Genomic DNA, 15746 nt, shown 5'->3' with positions numbered 1-15746 from the left:
ATCAATGGCAGAGACCATCTATTCGGTCGGAACCGTAACGGTTTCGAACGGCGGCACAACTGTGACCGGCGTAGGCACGTCCTGGCAGGGCAAGATTTTCGAGGGCGACCTGTTCACCGACCCGGCGCAGGGCATCTTTGCGCGTGTCACAGCCGATGCGACCAGCAACACGTCGATCAGCATCAATGCCTGGCCTGGCACCGCGCTTTCTGGCGATGCCTATGAAATCCTGCTTACTCCCGACAGCGTGCGCGCCTCGGAACGCACCAGACAACTGCTCGAACAGTTGAGCGTCGTCCAGGCTAATGGTCGCGGCCTGTTCTTCAACTTCAGCGACAGCGTGACCGATGCCGATCCCGGCTCTGGCTATATCCGCCTCAACAATGCTGATCCGACACTTGCCACGGCTGCCTATATCGACGTGCTCGACGCCAATGGCGGGGCTGTATCAGGTGAAATCGACACCTGGGATGACAGCACGTCGCTGGGTAAGGGCAATCTCTGGGTGCGCGGCATTGCCGATCCTTCGGCCTTCCACGCCTACGAGTTGACCGGTTCGGTTGTGGACGGCACTGGCTACCGAAAGCTGACCCTGACCTATATCGGCGGCTCTGGCAGCTTTGCGGCCGATGACGAGCTTATGGTGGCGTTTGCCCGCACTGGCGATACCGGCGAAGGCTATGTCACCGATGCCACCGTGGCCGACCCTTCCGAATTGACCGCGCTTGAGGGTGAGGCGGCGGGGTATCTGGTATTCGTCACCGACCTGCAGACCGACTTCGGCGCCTATTCTGGCCGGTCTGGTGTCGTGCGGCTCATTGCGGGCCCCGATTGGGAGCTAGTGGCGGTCTACACCGGGCCGCAGGGTGTCCAAGGCATTCAGGGTATCCAAGGCATTCAAGGTGGGCGCGGCATTAACTGGCAGGGCGACTACAACGGCGCCACTGCCTATGTCGAAGACGATGGCGTGCTCTACAACGGTTCGTCATGGCGCGCTCTAGGAGACACCACCGGCAACGCCCCGCCGACCCTGCCAACCACAAGCAATGCCTATTGGCAGCTACTGGCACGGCAGGGCATCGATGGTGCGGGTACGGTCAACAGTGTGGCGGCTGGCACTGGCATTGCCGTCGATAACACCGATCCGACGGCGCCTGTGGTTTCGGCCCCTCACGCCGTTAGGTTCAACGAAGCCCAGGCATTGACCGCCGCCCAGAAGGGTCAGGCTCGGGCGAACATCGGGGCGGACGTTCTGGCCGGTCTCCGCAACAAACTGATTAATGGCGCATGGTCGGTTGCCCAGCGGGCAAATTCGGGCAACATTGCCGCCGGTGCCACGGGATGGGTTGGGGATCGATGGCAGGTCTACAATGGGACCAATCAGCCGCTTACTTGGTCTATCATCTCGGTTCTGGCGTATAACTATGCGATCCCGCCTTACGTCGAGAATTTCCTGAATATCAACTTCGCCGTCGGTCCAACAACTGGCACTGTCGAATTGTTCCAGCGTATCGAGAGCGTAAAGACCCTCTCCAAAGGGGATGTCTCAGCCCGCATCTATGCGTCCGGTCCCGCAGCCTTTGATGCCTATTTTCTCTTGCAGCAAAGGTTTGGGTCAGGCGGTTCGGCTTCGGTGGTTGTTAACGGTGTCACGACTTCTGTGAACGGCGTCTCCAACTTCGTTGAGAAGAAAGACGTGCTCACACTTGCACATACAGGCGGAAAAACCTTTGGTGTGGGGCACGACCTGACCTTTGACTTTGTGTTCACACCTAGGACTGCCGGAAACTACGGCTTTACGGCCGCCTCTTTGGTTGAAGGCGATGCGAGTGCTGAGGCCGATCCGTTCTCGCCGCGTCATGTCCAGCAGGAAGAAGATATTTGCTGCCGGTACTATGAGAAGGGAAATGGTGCGGGGAACGCTGGCGTCTATCACTTCCATCCATACAGGGTGCGTAAGCGCGTTGTCCCTTCCATTTCTTGGACGCCGGGGGGAGGCTCAAACACCGACTTAGGGACCTACGACAATGGCTTCTATGTAAATCCGACAGCATCAACTGGCTACTCGTACGTCGCAGACGCGGAGCTTTAATCATGGACATTCACGGCTACACTGAACGCGGCTCTATCTCGGCCACCATCGACGGCATCCTCATGACCGTCCCCGACGATCCCACCAACCGCCATCGCCAGATGATCGCCGAGTGGGAGGCCGAGGGGAACGCGATACCGGCCTATGAGCCGCCTCCAGTCAGCCCTGCAGTAGTGAAGGCAGAGTGCCGACGGCGCATCCTGCTCATCATGAGCGAGGACCAGCAGCGGAACACACTCGCCGCTGGACAGGCCGCTACCATGCAATATGGTTCGGACCCAGCTAACTGGCCCGCTCCGCTACAGGCCCGCCAGGCGGCCGCGATGGCGGCCTGGGCCGAGATCGAGCGGCTGCGGGCACGCTCTAATGCGATCGAGGTGATGGAGCCGATACCACCGGACATCACCTCTGACGCCCTTTGGGCGGCTGAATAGCACAATCCAAGGCGGTCCCTCTGGACCGCCTCATTCTTTTCAAACACCAGGAGACGTCCAATGGCCAATCGCAAGGTCACGACGCTTATTGTCGTTCATGTCACCGCCACCCCGCCATCGCGCGACATCGGCGTCGCAGAGGTGCGGGCGATGCACAAGGCGCAGGGGTGGAGTGATATTGGCTATGGCGGCCTGTTGCGCCGCGACGGGCGCCGGGAGATCGGCCGTGGGCTCGATGCCGTTGGCGCGCATGTGGCCGGCTTCAATTCCATCTCTCTTGGTATCGCTCTGGTCGGGGGAATCAACGCCGCCGGCAAGCCGGAGCACAATGCAACCGAGCCCCAGCTCGTGGCGCTGGAAGCGTGGTTGCAGGAACTGGTGGTCCAGTACCCCCAGGCGAAAATCTGCGGCCATCGCGACCTGTCGCCAGATCGCGATGGTGATGGCGTGATCGAGCCGGGCGAATGGATGAAGGCCTGCCCGTGCTTTGATGTCATCCCCTGGGCTGTCAGCAAGGGCCTGCCGGGCGCTGACATCAAGGGCAATTGGGGCGAGATCATCGCTATTCCGGCCGACACTGGTGGCACCGTCAAGGTGGCGGGGCCGGATGCTCGGCTGGTCTACCTGCAGAAGCTGCTGGCCCGCACCGGCCTGCAGTTCGGGCCGATCGACGGCATTGTCGGCGAGCGGACGGCCTCAGCGCTGCGGCTCTATCAGGAATTCAACGGCCTGCCGCAGTCCGGCGCGTTTGACGAAGCTACGGTCAAGCTGCTGCGCGGCACGTTTGAAGCGAAGGCGGCGGCGTGATGCTGAACCTAACGGGCATTGGGCTTGTCGCTGCCGCCCTGGCGGGCTCGCTGGTGGCCGGCAGCGCCGCCTGGTTTGGACGTGGTCTGGTCGCCGATCACATTCAGATCCCGGCCATCATCGAAGAACAGGACCGGCTTTGCGAAGCCGCGACCGAAAAGGCGGCGGCAGACGCTGTCGCCGCCGAGCAGCTACGGCAATTCAAGATCGCGGAGCGCGTCACGCAGCGCTTCATAGATGAAAGCCAGACGGCGGCCGACGACGCCCAGGCGCTGCGCGATGCCCTCGAACTGGAGATTGATGCCTATGAACAGCGCCTCGATGCGGCGGGCGAGAGTGTTTGCGCTCTCGATGCTGCTGCCCTTGACCTTATTGGGGTGCACACCCAGCCGGATCGCCCAGGCGGCCGCTGAAACCGGCAAGGTGCGGGCAGGAATTCTCCTGCCCGTACTACCCGGCGACTGCCGCCGACAGATCGACCACGCGCCGGCGCCGCTGGGGGCCAATGCGGTGGCGGTGCTGGCCCGTGAACGTGCCCAGCTCGACCAGGCCAACGGCGTCATCCGCCGTTGCGCCAACCACTACGACAACGTGAAGGCCGAACTGGAGGGCGCGGACTAATGGACTTCAACTTCAACTGGCTGTTTTCGCCAGTGGCGAAGCTGGCCGTGGCCGGCGCGCTCGGCGGCCTGGTGCGCTGGCTCACCCTCAAACAGCCGCCGATCGACGGGCTGATCAGCATTGCGGTGGGCGCCATCTGCGCCGCCTATATCGGCCCTGCTTTCCAGCCTGTGCTGCAGCCGGTCATCAGCTTCACCGGTGTTGAACCGGACGCCGCGCAAGGTCTGGGCGGCTTCATTGTCGGCATCGGCGGCATTCTGGTTTCCGGCTTCTTCATTGACGTTTGGCAGATGCGCCGGAAGCTGCTCAAGCAGGAAGGGCAGGGCGATGGACAAATCTGACCTGACGGCACGGCGCGAGTCATTTCGCGTCATCAACGGTGAGGCGCGCCGTCGCGCCGGCGCCGTCGCGAGGGTCACCGCCATAGTGGTGATCTCTGTGCTTGCCACGCTCGTGTTCAGCGGCCACCGGATCAAATCCGACTGCTTCCGCGCAATCATCTGCATAGAGCAATCGCTGCGCTGACGCAGCTGCCCGGCCACCCCAAAACCGAGCGCCGCGAGGCGCTTTTTTCATGTCCTCAACCGCAGCATTCAGGAGTGCCAGATGGCAACTGATATCATCCCCGTCGGCAAAGCCGTCACGTCGTCAGACCCCTTTACCCTTGAGGAAGGGGGGCGGGCCACGGTGGGAATTAAGCAGGCGTCATTCGATGCGTCCGTCGATATCGAAATAGACGGCGGTGGCGGTGTCTATGTTGTTCTCGACACCCTTCGCCTGCCCAAAAGGCCCGCGCGCGGAATTGAGGGGCCGGGCACGTTCCGGCTGACGCGGCGGACGGGCAGCTGCATCGCTTTTCGCGCCTGACTGGTCATTGGGGGTTTTGCCATGACCAATGCTTTAGCTTTCGACCTGGCCGTGCAGGCCGGGGATGATTTCGATTTCAACGTGACATGGACGCCGGATGGCGCGGCTCCCGACCTGGTCGGTGCCTCTGCCGCCATGCGGATTGCCTGGCCAAAGGGGATCACGCGGGAGGACGGGCCAATCGATGCGGGCATGGTGGAAGTGACCAGTGCTGACGGCATCACATTTGACACTGAAGCTGGTGTCATCGCGGTGCATCTTTCCGCGGCCGTGACGGCTGGCATCCCTTCCACCTACGCGACCTATCAGTTGCGCGTCGAGACTGCTGACACAGTTGTCACCACGATCGCGGCCGGTCTCTTCACCGCATTGAGGAGCTTGTTCAATGACTGAGTTGCTTAGCCGAGCGGCAGGCCGACGACTGGTCACCAGTGTGACCTACCCGGTGGTCTCAGTCGCCAGCCTTGCTAACCCATCAACGGGCGGGGGTTGGACGCCGCTCGCCTTGGGTGACAAACTGCTGGAGTGGTGGACCGCCGATTTACTGTCGTCGCTCACCATCGTTGGCGGTTATGTTTCTGCTTGGCGTGGGATGAAGAATGGCTATGAGCTAACCCAGGCGAGCAGTCCTTCAAGGCCAGCCTACTCTGCCACTGGCTTCGGGGGCCGCCCTTGTCTAACAGCAGACGGCATAGACGACTTTCTCAGCGCGGAAAGCACATTCAATCTGCCTATCGGGAATGACGCGGTAGACTTCTTCGGCATCATCCAGCAAGACGCCCTCCCTGCGGACACTACCGCCCGCCATCTGATGGGATATGGCGGAGCTCTTTCAACAGATCGACGCCTTGTGCTGCGCCTAGTGGATACTGGAGTCAATCGCGCGCGTGTCGCGGTTGGCACCGGGTCTGGCACGGGAGGGGTAACAGGCACAACTGTTGACTTCTCCAGTCGTCACTTAGTTCGGGGGTTGATGGGCAATAGCAACGTCCGGATGGACGTAGATGGCCAGGTGAGTGGCACTAGTGGCCCAATTGCTACCACGGCCTCTGTGCGCACTCGGTTCTTTTCTAGCACTGGTGATAGCCCGGCCAATTTCTGGAAAGGCGCGGCAAGAGACATGTTGTTCACCGCGCCAACACTCACTGCCCAAGAAGTTGCAGCACTTGAGGCGTGGGGCCTCGAAAGGAGAATGCTCTGATGACCGACCGCTACTGCATATTCGTCATCCCAGCGGCGCATAGAGCAGCCGCAAACCTGCTCATGGCTCTCGTCAATGGTGACGACCCTGCGCTATCGAATAGCTTTAGCCGGGGCGCGAATGCCGATGGCAGCTTCAACAGCGAAGCCAACCTCTATGAGATGGCGACCCACTTCTTTGGCGGAATGCCCATCACAGAAGAGTGGGAAAGCGAGGTGTCCAATCTCGCCGCCACTCACCCGACGCCCTCGGGCGGCTGGCCCTGGAATGGTATCACCGAGCAGGATGCCATCGACGCAGCGGGGGAGATTTACCTGCAAGTGTCGATCACCCAGAATGGCACGCCCCCAGACCCTTGGCTGACGCAGAGCAATGCCATGAGCAACCTCGGGCTGGTGCCGATCAACCCGCCTGACTGACCCTGCCACCCTAACACCATCTGTGCGTCAGGCATCCTGACGCACATTGCTTTTGGAGCCTACAGCTCGGCCGAGAACTGGAAGGCGTTGAAGCGGTCGGCCACCAGGCGCCCGGCATTCTTGGAATGCACATAGGTCTCGATGAACACCGATGAGCTTTTCCAGCCGCCAGCATCCATGGCGGTGCGCACGTCCATGCCGAAGCCGATGGCATTGGTGGCAAAGCTGTGGCGCCCGCAGGCATGGCTGGACTTGTACGGCAGATCGGCGCGGCGGCAGACAGCGGCGATGCGGTCATTGACGCCGTAGCGCGAGGCATAGCGGAACACCGGCTCGCCGGGCTGGGCGGTCTCCTTGAGGTCGTGCAGCCGGGCGACCAGCTCGTCGGTCAAATGCCGCACCGAGTTGGTGTCGGTCTTGGTCCTGAGCAGCACTGCCTTGCGGGCGATCAGGTCGACCTCGGACCATTCGAGCCGGATGGCTTCGGAGATTCGGGCGCCGGTGTGCGACATGAATACGACCAGGGCAGCAAGATGGGGCAGCCCGTCGCGTTCGCACTGGCGACAGAACACATGCAGCCAGGCCTGGCTGGCCGGGTTCTTGCGCCGACGCCGCTCTTCCTTGAAGCGGCGCAGGCGAATGAGCGGGCACCAGCCGCGCTCATAGGCGTGGATCATTACAGCGCGGGCCGGGGTAATGCCCTGTCGGTTGCGGGTGGCGCCGGACTGGGTCGGGAACAGCGCCTTGACCATCTCGTAGATGGCGAAGGGTGTGACGTCGGCGACGGGTGTGTCGCCCATCTGCTCGATGATTTTGGGCAGGTAACGCTGCTCGCCGCCATTGCTCAGATAGCTACGGGCGGCATCGGCAAAAGTCTGCCCATTGCGGGCGGGCACAGAAAATGAAATGACGGCATCAGCCATCGCGAACCTCATGCGTTCGGGTTGGTCAGGATGGCCGGCGGTGTTGCAACCACCCCGGCCATTCGCTGTTTTAGGGCAGGTGCCACCGGCTCCAAAATACCGATGTCCGACAGGATTAACGGAACTTGGTCCTTACGTGGTGCTTGACGCGAACCCATGACTCGACGTTCTGCTTACGTTCATGGCCTCAATCGAAACCCTTGGCGACCTCATAGACGACGGCTACCGCGTTTCTGTCCATTGTCACGCGCCACTCTGCTGGCACTGGGCGCCGCTTGATCTGGTTGTCCTCGCTGAGCGGTTCGGGCGGGACTTCGTGGCAGTAGGTAATCCCAATCCGTTGGCTGCAAAGCTGCGTTGCTCGAAATGTCAGAGCAAGAAAGTCGGCATCATCCTGCTGCCGGTGACCGGCTACACCAATGGTCCACCTGCTGCCGATCTGCCATATGGCGGGCCTCCTTCCGATCGTCCGCAGGTGAAGACCAGGCGCTCCAGGCGAAGGGTCAGGCTATAGCGAATTGATCAGCGGCTGCTTGGTATCGGTGCCGTCATAGCGGGAATTGTTCACGGCCCGGCCGACACGGAAGACTTCCAGTTCGCTATCAATCTGCGCATCGAGCAACAGGGCCTTGGCGCCTTTCCCTTGCAGTTCGGTATTGAGCCAGGTGCGGTAGGCTTCCGGCGCCAGAATGATCGGCATGCGATCGTGGATTTCGGCAATCTCTGGCACGGCCGGCGCCGTAATGATGGTGCAGCTGGTGACCCCAAGATTGTCGTTGTGCGCCCAGATGCCGGCGAAACTGAAGGGGGCGCCACCCGGCAGCTGCAGCAGCCACGGATCCTTGCCGCCGTCTTCCGCCTTGGTCCATTCGAAATAGCCATCGGCCGGAATCAGGCAGCGTCGCGCCTTGAAGCCTTCCCGGAAAGCGCCGGATGTGTCGACCGTCTCGATCCGGGCATTGAACATTGCCGCCTTGGGCAATTCTTTCGCGAAGAACGGCACCAGCCACCAGCGGCCCCGATCCATCTCCATGTTGCCGGCCTTGTCGAGATGGACGAAGTCGACGTCATGGGTCGGGGCGATGTTGAACCGCGGGGGCAAGTTGGTCGCCGGGCGCTCGTGAATGCTATAGAGCGCATGCAGCTGCGCCCAGGTCAGCTCATTGGTGAAGCGGCCGCACATCAAAAGCCCTCTCGATCTGCCAGCTTTCCATACTCCGGCCGCCAGATACCTGCCTCAGCCATCGTCACCACGACGCGCGCATAGCCCATTTGGTTCCGCAGCTCTTCTGCGCGAGCGAGCGCCGCCTTTATAGGCCATGGCCCCATCTCCCCTCCCGCCTCATAGACGCCATTGGCCGTCACCCTGGCGCACCAGTAGATGCTGGCCGTTGGTTCGGTGTAGGCCAGCCCGGCCATGAGCATCTCTGCACTTGTGCCACCAATTCCGACCATGATGGCATCCTCCGCTATTTCATCGTCGCGGGTTGTCCACTGGTAGATCGGTGGATCGAGGTCCCGCAGCATGGTCCGGATGGTATCGGCTCGTTCATCTGCGCATTCGTCTGCGCGACGGAGGGCGGGGATGCGCTCGACAGCTGCCAGGAGCTTGCGCAAACGGGCGATCTCTTTGTCTCGCTTGGGGTCGACGGATGGCACGCGGGGCATGGCTTGGAACGCTTCAGGAAGATCGCAATTATAGGCAGTGCTCTCCGGTTCATTTTCACCGAGAAACGAGAACATATGCGGGACAAACAGCGGCATTTTGGCTTGGTTCTCTTAGAGAACCATAGAGAAGCCGCCAGTTTGGCCACGGGTCACTGTTTTCACACGGCAGGGGTCACAGGTTCAATCCCTGTCGCACCCACCATTCACTCAAGCGTCACAAAGATTTGACGGCCGGTGCAACCATTGGTCACGCCCGCCGTTTGCCGTGCTGGGGAAGTCTGCGCGGTCAAGTCAATGAGTACGAATGAAAGCGGTATGTGGCCCGAGGCGTCGAAGGGTGACGCGCGGTTCCGCCTGCTAGTGAATTCCATCACCGATTACGCCATCTACATGCTGGATCGCGAGGGGGTGGTGACGACCTGGAACCGCGGGGCGGAACGGATAAAGGGCTATTCGGCCGGGGAGATCATTGGCCGTCACTTTTCTACCTTCTATACAGATGAAGACCTCGCAGCGGGCCTGCCAGCCCGGGCGCTGGCCAATGCGGCACGCGATGGCAGCTATGAAGCCGAAGGCTGGCGCCGGCGCAAGGACGGCAGCCGGTTCTGGACCAATGTGGTTATCGATGCGATCCGGGGCGCCGATGGCGAGGTCATCGGCTTTGCCAAGATTACGCGCGATCTGACGGAGCGCAAGAAAGCGCAGATGGCGCTCGCAGCCAGCGAGGAGCAATTCCGCCGGCTCGTCCTCAATGTCACCGACTATGCCATTTTCATGCTCGATGCCCATGGCATCGTTTCGAGCTGGAACATGGGTGCCGAGCGCATCAAGGGCTATGCGGCGGACGAGATCATTGGCCAGCACTTTTCACGCTTTTATCCCGAGGCGGAGCGGGCGCGGGGAACGCCCGAGGCCGGACTGGAGACGGCGCGGCGCGAAGGACATTTCCACGCCGAAGGCTGGCGGGTGCGCAAGGATGGCTCGCAGTTCTGGGCCAGCGTGGTCATAGATGCCATTCACGATGAAAGCGGAGCGGTGGTGGGTTTTGCCAAGATCACCCGCGATATCACAGAGCGGATGGAGCAGCAGAAACGCCTCGACCAGGCTCGTGAGGAATTGTTCCAGGCCCAGAAGCTGGAAGCCATCGGCCAGTTGACCGGCGGCGTTGCGCATGACTTCAACAACCTGCTGATGGTGGTGCTGGGGAGCCTGGAGGGGCTGGGGCGGCGCCTGACCCTGGACGAGCGGGAGGCGAGACTGCTCGACAACGCGCTGCAGGCGGCGCAGCGCGGCGCGCAATTGACCCAGCGCATGCTGGCCTTTGCCCGCAAGCAGGAGCTGGAGCAAAAGGAGGTCGATCTGCCCGAGCTGGTGGGCGGCATGAGCGAGCTGCTCGGACGTACGCTGGGACCGTCCATCCAGATCGAAACCCGTTTCCCCCTGTCTTTGCCGCATGCCTGGGCCGATGCCAACCAGATCGATTCCGCCCTGCTCAACCTGGCGGTCAATGCCCGCGATGCCATGCCAAATGGCGGCGCGCTGGAGATCTCGGCGCGTGCAACCGAGGTCGCCCAGGGCAATCCGCAGCTGGCACCCGGACGCTACGTGGTGCTGGCGGTGGCCGATAACGGAGAGGGCATGGATGCCGAGACGTTGGCCCGGGCCACCGATCCCTTCTTTACAACCAAGGGCGTCGGCAAGGGGACGGGGCTGGGACTATCCATGGTGCAGGGCATCGCCGAGCAATCCGGTGGCCGGTTGCATATCGAGAGTGAGAGGGGACACGGGACCCGTGTCGAGATCTGGCTCAAGGCGGTGGAGGCAAAGGCCGATGAGCCCCCGGTCGAGGTGCGGCCGGCGGTTGAAAACGAGCCTGGTCCCATGCGCCGGCTCAAGGTTCTGGCAGTTGACGACGACGCTTTGGTGCTGCTCAACACCACGATGATGCTGGAGGAACTGGGGCATAACGTGGTGGAGGCCCATTCGGGGGCAAAGGCGATCGAGGCGCTGGAGGCGGCGCCGGATTTCGATCTGGTCATTACCGACCAGGCCATGCCGCATATGACCGGCATGGCATTGGCGACCGAGATTGCGGCGCGCTGGCCGGGCCTGCCGGTGATCCTGGCCAGCGGCTATGCCGATATCGACGATGCCAAGGCCTTGAGGCTGCCGCGATTGGCCAAACCCTTCGGACAGGCGGAGCTGGCGCGCATGCTGCGTCGTGTCTGCGACAATGCCGGGCAGACCCAGCCGGCCTGAGGCATCACCACATCGTCTGTCTGGCCCGTTCCGGCCAGGCCTGATCATAGGCGTCGCCACCGACGGCATTGGCGGTCATCGTGGCCAGGATCTGGCCCGGCGTGGGCAGGGTGGCTGGATCCACATGGCGGTCGGGGTTCCACAGTTCGGAGCGGATGATCGCCCGAGCGCATTGGAAATAAACTTCGTCGATGGACAGCACGATGACCGATCGTGGGGCCTTGTCCTCCACGGCGAAGCTGTCGAGCAGACCGGGCTCGGCGGAGAGCTGGGCGCGGCCATTGACCCGGAGGGTGGTGCCCGAACCGGGAATGAGGAAGAGGAAGGCGCAGCGCGGATCGCGCACGATGTTCCTCAGGCTGTCGATGCGGTTATTGCCGCGCCGGTCGGGCATCATCAACGTGCTGTCGTCATGGATGCGCACAAATCCGGGCCGGTCGCCACGCGGCGAGCAATCCATGCCCTCTGGCCCGATGGTGGCGAGCGCGACAAAGGGGCTGGCCTCGACCAGTCGCCGGTAATCCGGCGTCATGGCATGAGCCACCTTGACGGTGGAGGCCGCGACGGGGGCGGGCTGATAAAGCGCCTCGAGCTGGGCGAGCGTAGCAATGACGGTCATGGGTGGGTCACGGGGGCGCGAGGGGATGAACGAATTGTGGGAAACAGGCGTAACTAAGCCTATATGATCGGCGAATGACAGGCCGACAAAAGGAGCACCATTATGGATAGCCATGCTTATCCCGTGACCCGCACCGACGCCGAATGGCGCGAACGGCTGACCGAGGAACAATATTACATCATGCGCCAGCATGGCACAGAGCGGCCAGGTAGCTGCGCATTGCTGCATGAAAAGCGGCCGGGGACCTTTTCCTGCGCCGGTTGTGACACCCCGCTGTTTGCCGCGTCGCTGAAGTTCGAAAGCGGTACGGGCTGGCCCAGCTTCAACGATCCCATTCCGGGGTCTGTGCAGACGACGACCGATCGCTCGCATGGCATGGTCCGTACAGAGGTACATTGCGCGACCTGCGGTAGCCATCTGGGCCATGTGTTTCCCGATGGTCCGCCGCCCACCGGCCTGCGCTATTGCATCAATGGTGTGGCCCTGAACTTCACGCCCGACGCGTGAGGTTATCGGCCAATTTGACCATGCTCTACACCGAGCATGGATTTATCGACCGCTTCGATGCCGCCGCAGCCGATGGCTTCGGTGGCGTCGAGTTTGTTTCTCCCTATGATTTTTCGCCTGGCGCTGTAGCCGATGCGGCGCGCGCAGCAGGCGTGGAGGTCGTGCTGTTCAATGCGCCGGCCGGAGACTGGGCGGCAGGCGACCGCGGCTGCGCATGCCAGCCGGGGCGGGAGGGTGAGTTTCGCGAGGGGATCGAGCAGGCCATCGTCTACGCCAAGGCCCTGAACTGTTCGCGGCTGCACATCATGGCCGGGATCGTGCCGGAGGGTGTGCTTGCAGCAGAGGCGGAAACTGTGTTCGTCGAAAACCTGCGCTGGGCCGCCGAGAGGCTGCGGCAAGCGGGGGTGACGGCGCTGATTGAGCCGATCAACCCCGTGGATATGCCAGGCTACGGGCTGGCGAGCCTGAAGCAGGCCGAGCGTGTGCTGGCCACCGTGGCGCATGCCAATCTGCGCCTGCAATATGACTTCTACCACATGGCGATGATGGGCGAGGCCCTGGTGGACAATTTCGTGCGGTTGTTGCCGGTGATCGGCCATGTGCAGATCGCGGACATGCCGGGGCGGCACGAACCGGGCAGCGGGGCGATCGACTTTGCGTCGGTCTTTGGTGCGATCGCGACCAGCGGCTATGACGGCTGGGTGGGCGCGGAATATCGACCGCTCGGTGGAACCTCTGCAGGGCTGGCCTGGCGCGAGGGCTTGTGAGGCGGTCAGGTGCCGCGGGGCTTGGCGCGATTGGTGGCCGGGGCAGCAATCGGATCATCGGGCCAGGGATGTCGGGGATAGCGGCCTTTGAGATCCTTGGCGACATCCTTCCAGGAACCGCGCCAGAAGCCGGGCAGGTCGCGCGTGGTCTGGATGGGCCGGTGCGCGGGCGAGAGCAGCACCAGAAGCAGCGGCACCTTGCCCCCGGCGATGGTCGGGTGACGGTCCAGGCCGAACAGCTCCTGCACCCGGACTTCAAGGGCTGGACCGTTCTCGGCGCCATAGTCGATAGGCAAATGACTGCCTGAGGGGGCAGAATAATGGCTGGGCAGCAGACGGTCGATCTCCTGTCGTTTGGCCCAGGGGAGGAGCGTTTCCAGGGCGGCGCCGAGATAGTCGGCTGTGATCGCGGCAAGGCGGGTCTCACCGACCAGATGCGGCGCGAGCCAGCCGGAATCTGCGGCCAGGGCTTGGTCGGAGAGATCTGGCCAATCGTTCCCCAGGCTATTGTGAAGGAAACTGGCGCGGGCGCGCAGGGCCTTCTGGTCGCGGCTCCAGGGCAGAGTCTCCGGGCGTTTGAGCGCGGCTTCCGCCAGGATGCGAGCCGCCGCTTCGAGGTCCGTGACCGGCGCGGTATCGTCGGCGAGGCGCAGGGCATCGAGGCGGCGCTGGCGGCGGGCGCGGACAGAGCCGGTCGCCGCGTCAAAGGTCAGGGCGGTTTGGCTGGTGATGTGGCCAGCGAAGAGGGTTTCGAGTTCTGACGGATCGAGGGCCGCTGCGGATCGGATGCGACCCTGAGTGGCGCTTCCGGTAAGGTCCGCCACCACGACAAAGGGCGCTCCGGCGAGGGCGTGAGTCTCGTCCAGTTGCGCCTGTCGCCCATTGGCGAGGCGGAACCGCCCGCGCGGCCCGGCCGGCTGGGCAACGCGATCGGGAAAGGCGCGGGCGAGGTGATGCCCGGGGGAAAACGTCTCGTCATTGGAGCCGCCGGCCAGCTTGGCCCAGCGCTTGGCCATGGTCCGGGCATCCTCGGCGCGGCGGGAGCGATCGGAGCGGAAGCGCTCGAGCCGGCGGCCAAGATCGGTGTCGTCGCCACCAAGGCCGCGCTCGCCGATCAGCACCGCAAGCTCGGCAGCGGTGCGGGCGTCTCCATCTTCGGCGCCAGCCACCACCATATGGGCGAGGCGGGGGTGAAGGGGCAGCCTGGCGAGCGCCCTGCCTTCCGGGGTGAGCAAACCGGAGGCATCGATGGCGTCGAGCCGGGTCAGAAGGGCCTTGGCTTCAGCCCACGCCGGAGCAGGCGGCGGGTCGAGAAAACGCAGCTTGGCATGGTCGGTGACGCCCCAGGCAGCGAGGTCGAGCAGCAGGCCGGAGAGGTCCGCCGCGAGAATCTCTGGCGTGTCATAGGGCTCGAGCGCGGCGGTCTGGCCCTGATTCCAGAGACGGATGCACACGCCCGGGCTGGTGCGGCCGGCGCGACCGAGGCGCTGGTCGGCCCCGGCACGCGAGACCCGGCGGGTGGCAAGGGTGGTCATGCCGGTTGCAGGTTCATAGACGGGCACGCGGCGGAAGCCGGAATCGATGACGATACGGACGCCCTCGATGGTCAGCGAGGTTTCGGCGATGGAGGTCGCCAGTACCAATTTGCGGCGACCCTCGGGCGCGGGCTGAATGGCCCGATCCTGTTCGGCAGGCGAGAGCTGGCCGTAGAGCGGAGCAAGGTCGGTATTGGGCGGCAGGCGCGGGGCAAGTCGCTCCGCCACGCGGGTAATTTCGCCCTGGCCAGGCAGGAAGACGAGGGCAGAGCCCTGGTGCTCTCGCAGGGCCAGCAGCGTGGCCGTCGTTACCTGATCTTCGAGGCGTACGAGCGGATCGGGCTCGGCATAGAGGGTTTCGACCGGAAAGCTGCGACCGGGACTATCAATGACGGGAGCATCGTCAAGGAGACCGGCAACGGCGGCGCCGTCGATCGTGGCCGACATGACAAGGAGCCTCAGATCGGGTCGCAGGGCGCGGGCGTCAAGGGTCAGGGCGAGGCCCAGATCGGCGTCGAGGCTACGTTCATGAAACTCATCGAAGAGCACGGCGGCGATGCCCGTGAGCTCGGGGTCATCGAGCAGCATGCGCGTATAGACCCCCTCGGTCACCACCTCGATGCGGGTGCTGGCGGAAACCCTGGATTCCATGCGGACGCGATAGCCGACGGTCTGGCCTACCTCCTCACCCAGCAGCCTTGCCATTTGCCGGGCCGCGGCGCGGGCGGCCAGGCGGCGCGGTTCAAGCACAATGATGCGGTCATCGCGGCGCCAGGGTGCATCGAGCAGGGCCAAGGGGACTCGCGTCGTCTTGCCAGCGCCGGGCTGGGCCACAAGCACGGCCGCCGTACCATCAGCGAGCGCCGCCGCCAGCGCGGGCAGGGCGGCGTCTATGGGCAAAGGTGGCATGATCGGGCGCATGGTCAGGCGATAGTCCCGGTTGACGCTTCCTGCAAGAGGGATGGTCGAGACTGAATTTTAGGGCTTGTTCATCGCAAGCGTACTTGTGGGTTCTCCTTGGTCATGG

At 63.2% G+C, this 15746-nt stretch carries 19 protein-coding genes; 14 read left to right on the top strand and 5 right to left on the bottom strand.

Going from position 1 to position 15746, the window contains the following annotated elements; genetic code table 11:
- The first annotated feature begins 4 nt into the window (after nt 1-4).
- The 11 genes from QZ564_RS04210 to QZ564_RS04160 all read left to right on the top strand — a co-directional run bounded on the left by QZ564_RS04210 (nt 5) and on the right by QZ564_RS04160 (nt 6441).
- Complete coding sequence (locus tag QZ564_RS04210) at nt 5-2092, top strand: hypothetical protein (RefSeq protein WP_297105116.1); 2088 nt, start codon at nt 5-7, stop codon at nt 2090-2092.
- 2 nt (nt 2093-2094) lie between these two features.
- Complete coding sequence (locus tag QZ564_RS04205) at nt 2095-2526, top strand: hypothetical protein (protein ID WP_297105114.1); 432 nt, start codon at nt 2095-2097, stop codon at nt 2524-2526.
- Between the two features lie 60 nt (nt 2527-2586).
- Nucleotides 2587-3333: a peptidoglycan-binding domain-containing protein gene (locus tag QZ564_RS04200; protein WP_297105111.1), complete on the top strand. Its 747-nt coding sequence runs from the start codon at nt 2587-2589 to the stop codon at nt 3331-3333.
- A complete protein-coding gene (locus QZ564_RS04195; RefSeq protein ID WP_297105108.1) occupies nt 3333-3746 on the top strand; it encodes a hypothetical protein in 414 nt (137 codons plus the stop codon). Before QZ564_RS04200 ends, QZ564_RS04195 begins: the two co-directional genes overlap by 1 nt.
- A complete protein-coding gene (locus QZ564_RS04190; RefSeq protein ID WP_297105105.1) occupies nt 3697-3954 on the top strand; it encodes a hypothetical protein in 258 nt (85 codons plus the stop codon). Before QZ564_RS04195 ends, QZ564_RS04190 begins: the two co-directional genes overlap by 50 nt.
- Complete coding sequence (locus QZ564_RS04185; RefSeq protein WP_297105102.1) at nt 3954-4295, top strand: hypothetical protein; 342 nt, start codon at nt 3954-3956, stop codon at nt 4293-4295. Before QZ564_RS04190 ends, QZ564_RS04185 begins: the two co-directional genes overlap by 1 nt.
- A complete protein-coding gene (locus QZ564_RS04180) occupies nt 4282-4479 on the top strand; it encodes a hypothetical protein (RefSeq protein ID WP_297105099.1) in 198 nt (65 codons plus the stop codon). Before QZ564_RS04185 ends, QZ564_RS04180 begins: the two co-directional genes overlap by 14 nt.
- Before the next feature lie 81 nt (nt 4480-4560).
- Nucleotides 4561-4821 (top strand): hypothetical protein, encoded by a 261-nt coding sequence (locus QZ564_RS04175; RefSeq protein WP_297105096.1) that lies wholly within the window; start codon nt 4561-4563, stop codon nt 4819-4821.
- A gap of 21 nt (nt 4822-4842) precedes the next feature.
- Entirely contained in the window at nt 4843-5214 is a 372-nt protein-coding gene (locus QZ564_RS04170; protein WP_297105093.1) for a hypothetical protein, read from the top strand.
- Nucleotides 5207-6022: a hypothetical protein gene (locus QZ564_RS04165; RefSeq protein ID WP_297105090.1), complete on the top strand. Its 816-nt coding sequence runs from the start codon at nt 5207-5209 to the stop codon at nt 6020-6022. Before QZ564_RS04170 ends, QZ564_RS04165 begins: the two co-directional genes overlap by 8 nt.
- Nucleotides 6022-6441, top strand: coding sequence for a hypothetical protein (locus QZ564_RS04160; protein WP_297105087.1), 420 nt, complete (start codon nt 6022-6024; stop codon nt 6439-6441). The genes QZ564_RS04165 and QZ564_RS04160 overlap by 1 nt, the downstream gene beginning before the upstream one ends.
- Nucleotides 6442-6500: 59 nt before the next feature.
- On the opposite strand, the gene QZ564_RS04155 is transcribed toward QZ564_RS04160, so the two are convergent.
- The 3 genes from QZ564_RS04155 to QZ564_RS04145 form a co-directional block, all read right to left on the bottom strand.
- The gene (locus QZ564_RS04155) at nt 6501-7364 is read right to left on the bottom strand and encodes a tyrosine-type recombinase/integrase (protein WP_297105084.1); all 864 of its coding nucleotides are present in this window, start codon (nt 7362-7364) and stop codon (nt 6501-6503) included.
- 508 nt (nt 7365-7872) lie between these two features.
- On the bottom strand, nt 7873-8547 hold the full coding sequence (locus QZ564_RS04150) for an SOS response-associated peptidase (protein WP_297105081.1): 675 nt from the start codon (nt 8545-8547) through the stop codon (nt 7873-7875).
- Nucleotides 8547-9128 (bottom strand): hypothetical protein, encoded by a 582-nt coding sequence (locus QZ564_RS04145; RefSeq protein ID WP_297105079.1) that lies wholly within the window; start codon nt 9126-9128, stop codon nt 8547-8549. Before QZ564_RS04145 ends, QZ564_RS04150 begins: the two co-directional genes overlap by 1 nt.
- A 198-nt stretch (nt 9129-9326) precedes the next feature.
- On the opposite strand from QZ564_RS04145, the gene QZ564_RS04140 reads away from it, so the two are divergent.
- Nucleotides 9327-11291 (top strand): PAS domain-containing sensor histidine kinase, encoded by a 1965-nt coding sequence (locus QZ564_RS04140; protein WP_297105075.1) that lies wholly within the window; start codon nt 9327-9329, stop codon nt 11289-11291.
- A 4-nt stretch (nt 11292-11295) separates the two neighbouring features.
- Here the strand turns inward: QZ564_RS04140 and QZ564_RS04135 are convergent, their stop codons facing one another.
- The gene (locus QZ564_RS04135) at nt 11296-11910 is read right to left on the bottom strand and encodes a pyridoxamine 5'-phosphate oxidase family protein (RefSeq protein ID WP_297105072.1); all 615 of its coding nucleotides are present in this window, start codon (nt 11908-11910) and stop codon (nt 11296-11298) included.
- A gap of 102 nt (nt 11911-12012) precedes the next feature.
- Here QZ564_RS04135 and msrB point away from each other — a divergent pair, with 102 nt between their 5' ends.
- A complete protein-coding gene (msrB, locus tag QZ564_RS04130; RefSeq protein WP_297105069.1) occupies nt 12013-12417 on the top strand; it encodes a peptide-methionine (R)-S-oxide reductase MsrB in 405 nt (134 codons plus the stop codon).
- Nucleotides 12418-12437: 20 nt separating this feature from the next.
- The gene (locus QZ564_RS04125; protein WP_297105287.1) at nt 12438-13184 is read left to right on the top strand and encodes a TIM barrel protein; all 747 of its coding nucleotides are present in this window, start codon (nt 12438-12440) and stop codon (nt 13182-13184) included.
- A 5-nt stretch (nt 13185-13189) separates the two neighbouring features.
- Here the strand turns inward: QZ564_RS04125 and hrpB are convergent, their stop codons facing one another.
- The gene (gene hrpB / locus QZ564_RS04120; protein ID WP_297105067.1) at nt 13190-15640 is read right to left on the bottom strand and encodes an ATP-dependent helicase HrpB; all 2451 of its coding nucleotides are present in this window, start codon (nt 15638-15640) and stop codon (nt 13190-13192) included.
- Nucleotides 15641-15746 lie beyond the last annotated feature (106 nt).

It is taken from the genome of uncultured Devosia sp., assembly GCF_913055165.1.
Lineage (GTDB): Bacteria > Pseudomonadota > Alphaproteobacteria > Rhizobiales > Devosiaceae > Devosia.
This window is presented reverse-complemented; position numbering and strand designations above follow the sequence as displayed.

Coding starts and splice junctions, on each gene's coding strand:
- QZ564_RS04180 (WP_297105099.1), top strand. CDS start 4,282: ATGGACAAATCTGACCTGACGGCACGGCGCGAGTCATTTCGCGTCATC.
- QZ564_RS04140 (WP_297105075.1), top strand. CDS start 9,327: ATGAGTACGAATGAAAGCGGTATGTGGCCCGAGGCGTCGAAGGGTGAC.
- QZ564_RS04205 (WP_297105114.1), top strand. CDS start 2,095: ATGGACATTCACGGCTACACTGAACGCGGCTCTATCTCGGCCACCATC.
- QZ564_RS04155 (WP_297105084.1), bottom strand. CDS start 7,364: ATGGCTGATGCCGTCATTTCATTTTCTGTGCCCGCCCGCAATGGGCAG.
- QZ564_RS04170 (WP_297105093.1), top strand. CDS start 4,843: ATGACCAATGCTTTAGCTTTCGACCTGGCCGTGCAGGCCGGGGATGAT.
- QZ564_RS04160 (WP_297105087.1), top strand. CDS start 6,022: ATGACCGACCGCTACTGCATATTCGTCATCCCAGCGGCGCATAGAGCA.
- QZ564_RS04175 (WP_297105096.1), top strand. CDS start 4,561: ATGGCAACTGATATCATCCCCGTCGGCAAAGCCGTCACGTCGTCAGAC.
- QZ564_RS04210 (WP_297105116.1), top strand. CDS start 5: ATGGCAGAGACCATCTATTCGGTCGGAACCGTAACGGTTTCGAACGGC.
- msrB (WP_297105069.1), top strand. CDS start 12,013: ATGGATAGCCATGCTTATCCCGTGACCCGCACCGACGCCGAATGGCGC.
- QZ564_RS04135 (WP_297105072.1), bottom strand. CDS start 11,910: ATGACCGTCATTGCTACGCTCGCCCAGCTCGAGGCGCTTTATCAGCCC.
- hrpB (WP_297105067.1), bottom strand. CDS start 15,640: ATGCGCCCGATCATGCCACCTTTGCCCATAGACGCCGCCCTGCCCGCG.
- QZ564_RS04125 (WP_297105287.1), top strand. CDS start 12,438: ATGCTCTACACCGAGCATGGATTTATCGACCGCTTCGATGCCGCCGCA.
- QZ564_RS04195 (WP_297105108.1), top strand. CDS start 3,333: ATGCTGAACCTAACGGGCATTGGGCTTGTCGCTGCCGCCCTGGCGGGC.
- QZ564_RS04165 (WP_297105090.1), top strand. CDS start 5,207: ATGACTGAGTTGCTTAGCCGAGCGGCAGGCCGACGACTGGTCACCAGT.
- QZ564_RS04200 (WP_297105111.1), top strand. CDS start 2,587: ATGGCCAATCGCAAGGTCACGACGCTTATTGTCGTTCATGTCACCGCC.
- QZ564_RS04145 (WP_297105079.1), bottom strand. CDS start 9,128: ATGCCGCTGTTTGTCCCGCATATGTTCTCGTTTCTCGGTGAAAATGAA.
- QZ564_RS04185 (WP_297105102.1), top strand. CDS start 3,954: ATGGACTTCAACTTCAACTGGCTGTTTTCGCCAGTGGCGAAGCTGGCC.
- QZ564_RS04150 (WP_297105081.1), bottom strand. CDS start 8,547: ATGTGCGGCCGCTTCACCAATGAGCTGACCTGGGCGCAGCTGCATGCG.